1 pseudogene is annotated in these 514 nt (G+C 63.0%); it reads left to right on the forward strand.

Annotation, left to right across the window (positions count from 1 at the left end):
• Nucleotides 1-514: pseudogene (locus D3227_RS40650) on the forward strand (pyruvate carboxylase); the annotation flags it as partial.

The following is a 514-nucleotide window of genomic DNA, read 5'->3' on the forward strand; positions in this document are numbered from 1 at the left end:
TCGTCAAGGTGACGCCGTCGTCCAAGGTCGTCGGCGACATGGCGCTGATGATGGTGAGCCAGGACCTGACCGTCGCCGATGTCGAGAACCCGAACAAGGACATCGCCTTCCCGGACTCCGTGGTGTCAATGCTGCGCGGCGATCTCGGCCAGTCGCCCGGCGGCTGGCCTGAGAAGCTGCAGAAGAAGGCGCTGAAGGGCGACAAGCCAATCACGGCGCGGCCGGGCTCGCTGCTCAAGCCGGCCGATCTCAAGGCCAGCCGCAAGGAGCTCGAGCAGAAGCTCGAGCGCAAGCTCAGCGAGTACGAATTCGCCTCGTGGCTGATGTATCCGAAGGTGTTCTCCGACTTCGCCGCCACGCAGGAGATCTATGGGCCGGTCAGCGTGCTGCCGACGCCGACCTATTTCTACGGCATGAAATCGGAAGACGAGATCTTCGTCGACATCGAAAAGGGCAAGACGCTGGTGGTGCGCTGCCTGGCGATCGGCGATGTCGACGAGAAGGGCATGGTCAC

The organism is Mesorhizobium waimense, assembly GCF_003601975.1.
Taxonomy (GTDB): domain Bacteria; phylum Pseudomonadota; class Alphaproteobacteria; order Rhizobiales; family Rhizobiaceae; genus Mesorhizobium; species Mesorhizobium waimense.